Source organism: Streptomyces sp. WAC05292, from assembly GCF_003949955.1.
Lineage (GTDB): Bacteria > Actinomycetota > Actinomycetes > Streptomycetales > Streptomycetaceae > Streptomyces > Streptomyces globosus.
Genome location: NZ_RPSE01000258.1, coordinates 1 through 8977, shown reverse-complemented (window position 1 = coordinate 8977; position 8977 = coordinate 1). Strand labels below are relative to the sequence as shown.

The following is an 8977-nucleotide window of genomic DNA, read 5'->3' as shown; positions in this document are numbered from 1 at the left end:
TGTGCGCCTCTCGGACGAGGAGGGATCCGGACAACTGGCCGACACACCGCCCGAGTCGGGCCGCGGCCCGACTCGGGCGGTGTGTCGGCCAGTTGTCCGGATCCCTCCTCGTCCGAGAGGCGCACAGGAGGCGGCCCTCCGGGATGATTCGCCCGGACCTGTCCGTGCAACAGGGTGGTGAGCCCACCGACTTCACCGACTTCACGGAAAGGAAACGGCGTTTCGTGAACTTCACACGCCTCGCGCCGGTACTCGCCGCCGCCGGTCTGCTCGCCACCACCGTCCCCCTGCTGTCCGCCCCGCAGGCGTCGGCCGCCGGCACCGGGGAATTCGTTCCGCGGAAGCCGGCGTGGCAGCGGTGCAGCCCCGACCAGCCGGCATCCTACGAGTGCGCGACCGTCAAGGTGCCGCTCGACTACCGGCGCCCCCAGGGGCGCACGATCGACATCGCGATATCCCGGATGAAGAGCGCCGACCCGGCCAAGCGGCACGGCGTGCTGCTGATGAACCCGGGCGGGCCCGGCGGCCCCGGCCTCGACCTGCCGTTGATGGCGGACGAGTTGATGCCGAAGGACGTGCGCGACCGGTACGACGTGATCGGCTTCGACCCGCGCGGCGTCGGGGCGAGCAGCCCGGTCACCTGCGGGCTGACCGACGAGGAGCAGGACTTCAACCGCCCGTACAAGGAGGAGTCCTTCCCGGCGGACGTCGCGTGGGCGCAGACGGTGGCCGAGAAGTGCCGCGAGAAGTCGGGGCAGGTGCTGCCGTTCATCACCACCCGCAACACGGCGCGCGACATGGACGCGATCCGCGCCGCGCTGGGCGAGAAGAAGATCAGCTATGTGGGCTACTCGTACGGCACGTACCTGGGCACCGTGTACTCGCAGATGTTCCCCTCCCGCACCGACCGCTTCGTCCTCGACAGCGGTGTGGACCCCAAGCGGGTGTGGCGCGGCATGATCCAGGTCTGGGCGACCGAGGCCGAGCCGGCGTTCGCGCGCTGGACGCGGTGGGCGGCCGAGCGGGACGGCGAGTACCGGCTGGGCGCGACGCCCGGTGCGGTGTCCAAGACGTTCTGGGACCTGGTGGCCCGCGCGGACCGCGAGCCGATCGACCTGGAGGGGCAGAAGCTCACGGGTGACGACATCCGCACCGCGAGGGCGCTGTTCTTCTACCCGGCGCAGGCCTCGCCCGTGGTCCGGGCGCTGGTCGACGCCGCGGAGGGCCGGCCCGCCGCCCTCACCCCGGAGCAGCGCGGTCTGCTCCGGCCGGCGTCGGAGCCGGCGTCGGACAACGGCACCGCCGCGTTCTGGGCGGTGGTGTGCGGCGACGTGGAGTGGCCGCGCTACCCGGAGCAGTACGCCCGCGAGGCGGCCCGCGACAAGGCGAAGTACCCGCTGTACGGCGACTTCGCCTCCAACATCAAGCCGTGCGCGTACTGGCAGCGGCCGATCGAGCCGCCCACGAAGACGAACGTCCGGGCGAACGTCCTGACCGTGCAGAACGAGTGGGACTCCCAGACCCCGCTGGACAGCGGCCAGGCACTGCACCGGGCGCTGGCGGGCTCGCGCATGGTGCTCGCCGAGGGCGGCGAGGGGCACGGCGTCTACCTGTTCGAGCCGGAGTCCTGCGTCAACGCGACGGTCAACGCCTACCTGTCCGGCGGCGGCCTGCCCGCGGCGGACGTGACCTGCCGGACGGCTCCGGCGGGCGGCGAACGCCGCACCGAGCTCGTACCGTCCTCGCCGCAGCGCTTCCCGGGCGGCTCCGCGCTCCGCTTCTGAGCCGGCGCGCCGACGGGGGCGCGGGCGCACGCCGGTCCCGGCTCCCGTGCGGAGTGCGGGACCGGAGGCCGGCCGGCCCGATCGGGCCGGCCGGCGTCACGCCTGCTTCGCTCCGCCGACCCCGCCGGTGTCCGCGCCCGCCGCTCCGGCGGCCCCCGGGCCGGCCCCGGCCGCGGCCGGCGGGGCGGACGGGCCGCCGGACCGGGCCGAGCGCAGCGGCGTCAGCAGCCCGGCGGCCGCGATCAGCAGGCAGAACACCCCGCCGGCGAGGCTGACGGGCGTCACCCCCCAGCGGCCCGCGCACAGGGTCAGGACGGCGGCGCCGATCGGGCCGGCGGCGTTGTGGACCGTCCAGAACGCCGAGGTGACCCGGCCGAGCAGCGGCTCGGGGGTGACCTCCTGGCGCAGGGTCATGGAGCTGACGCCGCCGAGGGTCATCCCGAACATGAACACCGCCGCGGCGGCGGCGATCACCGGCAGGCCGGTGCTGGTCCCGGTCACGGCGACGGCGGCCCCGATGAGCACGACCGCCCCGAGCCAGCAGGGGCCGAATCCGAAGGCCCGCCGCAGCCGGGCCGCGCAGGCGGATGCGGCGACGACGCCGAGGCCGCTCACGGCGACGACGAGGCCGACGACGGCCGCGTCCCGGCCGAGGTCCTCGCGGAGCCGGAAGACCAGCAGGTCGGTGGCGCCCATGGTGAGGAACGTCAGCAGGGTGAGCAGGACGGTCAGCGGCCGCAGCAGCCGGTGGCCCCACAGGAAGGTGAAGCCGGTGGTGAACACCTCGCGGAGCCGGCCGCGCACCCCCTCCCGGCCGGTCCCGCCCCCGACGGTCCCGCCCTCGGCGGGGCCGGTGCGCTCCGGTGCCGGGCCGAACGCGACCCAGCGCAGGCTGATCGCCGAGACGAGGAAGGTCGCCCCGTCCACGGCCAGCGCCCAGGCGGCGCCCACGCCGGCCGTGACGAGGCCCGCCGCGACCGGCCCGAAGAGCGTGCCGACTGCGAAGGTGCCCATCAGGCGGGCGTTCGCGGCGGCGAGGTCCTCCCGGCGCACCAGCGCCGGCACGGAGGTCACGTACGCCACGTCGAAGAGCGTCTTGAGGACGGTCACCACTGCCGTCAGCACGTACAGCACCCACAGGCGGGGCCCGGCGAGCCACACGAACGGCACCGCGCCGAGGAGCACGGCGCGCCCCAGGTCGCAGGCGACCATCAGGCGGCGCCGGTCGGTGCGGTCGACGACGTACCCGGCGAACAGCCCCGTCAGGATGCCGGTGGCGCCCATGACCACGGTGAGCAGGCCCATCCGGACGATGGACCCGGTGGCGTCGAGGACCAGGAGCGGCAGCGCGAGGTAGGTGATCGAGCCGCCCAGGACGGACAGCGCCTGGCCGAGCCAGAAGACGGTGAAGTTCCGGTTCCGCCGGAGCGGCGGAGCCGGATCCTGCGGTAACGGGGTCTCGGAGGCAGGCGCCACGCGTCAGCCGAGGAGCGCGTAGACCGTCGACGCGGTCGCGGCCGGGTCCTGCGCCCCCTCCGGTGTCATCGTGATGTCCGCGAAGGCCATCCGCTTGCCCAGCTTGGTGACGCGCACCTCGATGAGCACGTCGGAGCCGGCGACGGGCCGCTGGAAGCTCGTCGACTGCTGGACGGTCGTCATCGGCCCGTACCCGCCGCGCGCGGCGCTGATCGCGATGACGGTGGCGGTGTCGGCGGCGGCCATCAGGGCCTGCCCGGACAGGCCGCCGCCGTCGCGGGCGAGCTCGCCGGACCAGGGCAGCCGCAGCACGGCGTGCCGGTCGCCCGCCTCCTCGACGGTCAGGCCGAGGGCCAGCACCCACGGGGCGAAGTTGTCCTTGAGGACCTTGTCTGCTTCTGCCGGTGTCAGGGTCACCCGCAGATTGTGGCGGCCCGGCGGGGCCGCCACAATCCTTTTCGGTCAGAGCGAGGCGGCCAGCTCGGTGCCCTGGCGGATGGCCCGCTTGGCGTCGAGCTCGGCGGCGACGTCTGCGCCGCCGATCAGGTGCGCCCCGACGCCGGCCGCGCGCAGCTCCTCGTACAGGTCGCGGCGCGGCTCCTGGCCGGTGCACAGGACGACGGTGTCGGCGGGGACGAGGCGCTGCTCGCCGTCGACGGTGATGTGCAGGCCCTCGTCGTCGATGCGGTCGTAGGAGGCGCCGGCGACGGAGACGACGCCGCGGTGCTTGAGTTCGGCGCGGTGGATCCACCCGGTGGTGGTGCCGAGGCCGGCGCCGACCTTGGTGGTCTTGCGCTGGAGGAGGTGGACCCGGCGCGGGGAGGCCGGGCGGTCGGGGGCGGTCAGGCCGCCGGGGCCCGCGTAGGAGGTGTCGACGCCCCAGTGGCGGAAGTAGACCTCCGGGTCCTGGGAGGCGCCTTCGCCGCTGTCGGTGAGGTATTCGGCGACGTCGAAGCCGATGCCGCCGGCGCCGACGACGGCGACGCTCTCGCCGACGGGGGCGCCGTCGCGCAGGACGTCGAGGTAGCTGACGACCATGGCGTGGTCGACGCCCTCGATGGCGGGGGTGCGGGGGGTGACGCCGGTGGCGACGACGACCTCGTCGTAGCCGCGCAGGAGCTCCGGGTCGGCGGCGGTGTTCAGGCGGACCTCGACGCCGTGCTCGGCGAGCTGGTGGCCGAAGTAGCGGATGGTCTCCTCGAACTCCTCCTTGCCGGGGATGCGGCGGGCGATGTCGAGCTGGCCGCCGATGTGGCCGGAGGCCTCGAAGAGGGTGACGGTGTGGCCGCGTTCCGCGGCGGTGACGGCACAGGCGAGGCCGGCCGGGCCGGCGCCGACGACGGCGACGCGCTTGGCGAGCCGGGTGGGCGAGAGGACGAGCTCGGTCTCGTGGCAGGCGCGGGGGTTGACCAGGCAGCTGGTGATCTTGCCGCTGAAGGTGTGGTCGAGGCAGGCCTGGTTGCAGCCGATGCAGGTGTTGATGGCCTCGGGGCGGCCCGCGGCGGCCTTGGCGACGAAGTCGGCGTCGGCGAGGAAGGGGCGGGCCAAGGAGACGAGGTCGGCGCGGCCTTCGGCGAGGATCTCATCGGCCTTCTCGGGGGTGTTGATGCGGTTGCTGGTGACGAGCGGGACGGAGACCGCGCCCATCAGCCGCTTGGTGACCCAGGTGTAGGCGCCGCGCGGGACGGAGGTCGCGATGGTGGGGATGCGGGCCTCGTGCCAGCCGATGCCGGTGTTGATGATGGTGGCGCCCGCGGCCTCGATCTCCTTGGCGAGGTGGACGACCTCGTCGAGGGTGGAGCCGCCGGGGACCAGGTCGAGCATGGAGAGGCGGTAGATCAGGATGAAGTCGGGGCCGACGGCCTCGCGGGTGCGCCGGACGATCTCCAGGGGGAAGCGCACGCGGTTCTCGTACGAGCCGCCCCAGCGGTCCTCGCGGCGGTTGGTGGCGGCGGCGATGAACTCGTTGATCAGGTAGCCCTCGGAGCCCATGATCTCGACGCCGTCGTAGCCGGCGAGCTTGGCGAGGCGGGCGGCGCGGACGAAGTCCTCGATGGTCTGCTCGACCTCGGCACCGGTCAGCTCGTTCGGGACGAAGGGGCTGATGGGAGCCTGGAGGGCGCTGGGGGCGACGAGGTCCTGGTGGTAGGCGTAGCGGCCGAAGTGCAGGATCTGCATGGCGATCTTCCCGCCCTCGGCGTGGACCGCCTCGGTGATCACCCGGTGCTCGGCGGCCTCCTCCTCGGTGGTGAGGCGGGAGCCGCCCTCGAAGGGCCGGCCCGCGTCGTTCGGGGCGATGCCGCCGGTGACGATCAGGCCGGCGCCGCCGCGGGCGCGCTCGGCGTAGAAGGCGGCGAGGCGCTCGAAGCCGCCCTCGTGCTCCTCCAGGCCGGTGTGCATCGAGCCCATGACCACGCGGTTCGGCAGGGTGGTGAATCCGAGGTCCAGGGGGCTCAGCAGGTGCGGGTACCGGCTCTGGGAACTCATGGGGCGCCTCCTCGCGCGGGGGTGGATGGAACCTGTTGTAGCGAGGAGGCCCCCCTTTTGCAACTAGGTGCATAACCAGGTCGGGGCCACTCCCCCGGCGCGGCGGGGCGGCCGGCCGCCGGCTGTGGCGGAACCCACACCCGGCGGCCGGCCGCGGTCAGGCGCGGCGCAGGCGGACCGTGACGATCTGGAACGGGCGCAGCGCCAGCGGCACCGACCCGTCCGCCGCCACCGGGCCGACCGCGGTGCCGCCGAGGGGCCGCTCCAGCAGGTCGCTCTCGACGGCGGCCGCGGGCCGGAAGTCCGCCGTGAGGGCCGCGGCGGCACGGCCGCCCAGGCACTCGTACAGGCGGACCACGACGTCGCCGCTGCGGTCCTCCGCCAGCTTGACCGCCTCCACGACCACCGCGCCGTCCGCCGTGCCGCCCGCGGCCGCCACCGAGACCAGCGGCGCGACGGGGCCCGCGCCGGCGAGCGTCCGCTCCGGCAGGTTGAGGAAGCGGCCCTCGCGGACCGCGTCGCCGATCCCGGCACCCGGGGCCAGCGCGTAGCGCAGCGTGTGCCGCCCCTGGTCGGTCTCCGGGTCCGGATAGCGGGGCGCCCGCAGCAGGGACAGCCGGACCGTGGTGGTCTGGCCGCCGTCGGGCCGCACGTCGCGGGTGACGTCGTGGCCGTACGTGGAGTCGTTGAGGAGCGCGGCACCCCAGCCCGGCTCCCCGGCGTGGATCCAGCGGTGGGCGCAGATCTCGAACTTGGCGGCCTCCCAGGAGGTGTTGGTGTGGGTGGCCCGGTGGACGTGCCCGAACTGCGTCTCGGAGGCGGTCCGTTCGGCCTTGACGTCCAGCGGGAAGGCCGCCTTGAGGAACTTCTCCTTCTCGTGCCAGTCGACCTCGGTGACGAGGTCGACCTGCTTGGCGTCCGCCCGCAGGGTGATCCACTGGGTGGCCCGGGACCGGCCGAAGGAGCGCTCCACGCGCACCGCCGCGGCGTCCGGGCCGTGCTGCTCGGCGGCCAGGGAGTCGTGGTCCGCGAGGTCGGTGACGTGGTTGCGGTAGAACGCGTCGACGTCCCAGGCGTCCCACATGTTCGGCAGGTCGCGGTGGATCTGGAGCAGGTTGGCGGCCCGCCCCGGGGCCACCGCCTCGCGGCCCGCCGCGAGGTCGACGGCGGAGACGACCAGCCCGCGCCCGTCGACCTCCACGCGCAGCAGCCCGTTCTCCAGGACGTACCCGCCCTGCGGCCGGTCCTCCAGGGAGACCCGCCCGGCCGGCGGCTCCGGCACCCCGGCACCGCCCGCGGGAACGCCCCGGCGGGCGTGGGGGGCGCAGTTGAAGACGAGCCCGGTGTCGCCCTCCCCGGCGAGCACGGCCTGGGCCGCGACGGTGATCGCGCGCAGCTCGGTGTGGATCCGGGCGTAGGTGGCACGGGCCTCCCGGTGCACCCAGGCGATGGACGATCCGGGCAGGATGTCGTGGAACTGGTGCAGCAGCACCGTCTTCCAGATCCGCTCCAGCTCCTCGTACGGGTAGGCGTACGACGGCACCCGCACTGCGGCGGTGGCCGCCCACAGCTCGGCCTCGCGCAGCAGGGACTCGCTGCGCCGGTTGCCCTGCTTGGTCTTGGCCTGCGAGGTGTACGTGCCGCGGTGCAGCTCCAGGTAGAGCTCCCCGGCCCAGACGGGGGCGTCCGGGTACTCGGCGCGGGCCTTCTCGAAGAACGCGTCGGGCGCCTCGACCTCGACGCGCGGCGAGCCTTCGAGGTCGCGCAGGCGGGCGGCCCGGGCGAGGTGCTCGCGGGTCGGCCCGCCGCCGCCGTCGCCCCAGCCGAAGGGGGCGAGGGAGCGGGTGCCGCGGCCCTTCTCCCGGTAGTTGCGGGCCGCATGGGCGAGTTGGGCCCCGCCGAGGTCGCCGTTGTAGGTGTCGACGGGCGGGAAGTGGGTGAAGACGCGGGTGCCGTCGATGCCCTCCCACAGGAAAGTGTGGTGGGGGAAGGCGTTCACCTGCGACCAGGAGATCTTCTGGGTGAGGAACCACTGCGAGCCGGACAGGCGGATGATCTGCGGCATGGCGGCGGTGTAGCCGAAGGAGTCGGGCAGCCACACGTTGCGGGTCTCGATGCCGAACTCCTCCAGGAAGAACCTCTTGCCGTACAGGAACTGGCGGACCATCGCCTCCCCGCCGACCATGTTCGTGTCGGACTCCACCCACATGCCGCCGACCGGCACGAAGCGGCCCTCCGCGGCCTTCTTCTTGATCCGCTCGAACAGGGCCGGCCGGTGGGACTTGATCCAGTCGAGCTGCTGGGCCTGGGACATCGCGAAGACGAAACCGGGGTGGCCGTCCATGAGGGAGACCACGTTGGAGGCGGTCCGGGCGACCTTGCGGACCGTCTCGCGCAGCGGCCACAGCCAGGCCGAGTCGATGTGGGCGTGGCCCACGGCGCTGATCCGGTGCGCGGAGGCGGCGGCCGGAGAGGCGAGCACCCCGGCCAGCCGGGCGCGCGCCGCGGCGGCCGTCCCGGGCACGTCGTCGGGGTCCACCTCGTCGAGGGCCGCGTCGAGGGCGCGCAGGACCGCGTACCGGCGGGCGTCGTCGGTGGCGAGCTGCACCATCAGGCCGTGGAGGACCTCCAGGTCCTGGACGAGCTCCCAGACCTCCGCCTCGAAAACGGCCAGGTCCATCCGGGCGAGGCGGTAGAGCGGCTGCGCGCCGCTGGTGAGCCGGTCGCCCTCGGAGGTGGGGGCGTGTTCGACGAGGACCGGGTTCGCGGCGGCCTCGACGTACCACTCGATCCGCTCGCCGCCGACCGCCCGGTCGGCGACCCGCACCCAGTCGTTGTACGGGTTCAGGCCCTTGACCTCGCTGCCGTCGGCGAGGTGGACGAGGCCCTCGCACTGGAAGCCGGGCATCATCCGGTCGAAGCCGAGGTCGAGGACGGCCTCCACGGTGCGCCCCGCCCAGGCGTCGGGCACGCGGCCGCTGACCCTGAACCAGGTGGTGCCCCAGGCCGGCCCCCAGGCGTCGCCGACGGCACAGGGGGCGTACGGGGCCGCCAGGCCCTCGGCGACGGGCACCGGCTCGCCGGGGGCGTCCCAGCGCTCGACGGCGAGGGGGACGGGCCGGGAGTACACGGCGGGTTTGATGCGCTCGGCGAGGGTCCGGCGCAGGCGGTGCTCGGTGATGCTGCGGTCGTCGTGCACGGCGGCTCCAGGGAGGCGGACGGGACGGGGC

Annotated in this window: 5 protein-coding genes; 1 reads left to right on the top strand and 4 read right to left on the bottom strand. The window is 74.2% G+C overall.

Annotation, left to right across the window (positions count from 1 at the left end; translation table 11 throughout):
- The first annotated feature begins 224 nt into the window (after nucleotides 1–224).
- Nucleotides 225–1784, top strand: coding sequence for an alpha/beta hydrolase (locus EF903_RS22980; protein WP_260615806.1), 1560 nt, complete (start codon nucleotides 225–227; stop codon nucleotides 1782–1784).
- 96 nt (nucleotides 1785–1880) lie between these two features.
- On the opposite strand, the gene EF903_RS22975 is transcribed toward EF903_RS22980, so the two are convergent.
- From EF903_RS22975 to EF903_RS22960, 4 genes are all read right to left on the bottom strand, one after another.
- Complete coding sequence (locus tag EF903_RS22975) at nucleotides 1881–3260, bottom strand: MFS transporter (protein WP_125546086.1); 1380 nt, start codon at nucleotides 3258–3260, stop codon at nucleotides 1881–1883.
- 3 nt (nucleotides 3261–3263) lie between these two features.
- Nucleotides 3264–3677 carry a PaaI family thioesterase gene (locus EF903_RS22970; RefSeq protein WP_125546084.1) on the bottom strand — a complete coding sequence of 138 codons (414 nt, stop codon included), beginning with the start codon at nucleotides 3675–3677 and terminating at the stop codon, nucleotides 3264–3266.
- A gap of 45 nt (nucleotides 3678–3722) precedes the next feature.
- Nucleotides 3723–5747 carry an NADPH-dependent 2,4-dienoyl-CoA reductase gene (locus EF903_RS22965; RefSeq protein WP_125546082.1) on the bottom strand — a complete coding sequence of 675 codons (2025 nt, stop codon included), beginning with the start codon at nucleotides 5745–5747 and terminating at the stop codon, nucleotides 3723–3725.
- 157 nt (nucleotides 5748–5904) lie between these two features.
- Nucleotides 5905–8946, bottom strand: coding sequence for a glycoside hydrolase family 38 C-terminal domain-containing protein (locus tag EF903_RS22960; protein WP_125546080.1), 3042 nt, complete (start codon nucleotides 8944–8946; stop codon nucleotides 5905–5907).
- Between the last annotated feature and the right edge of the window lie 31 nt (nucleotides 8947–8977).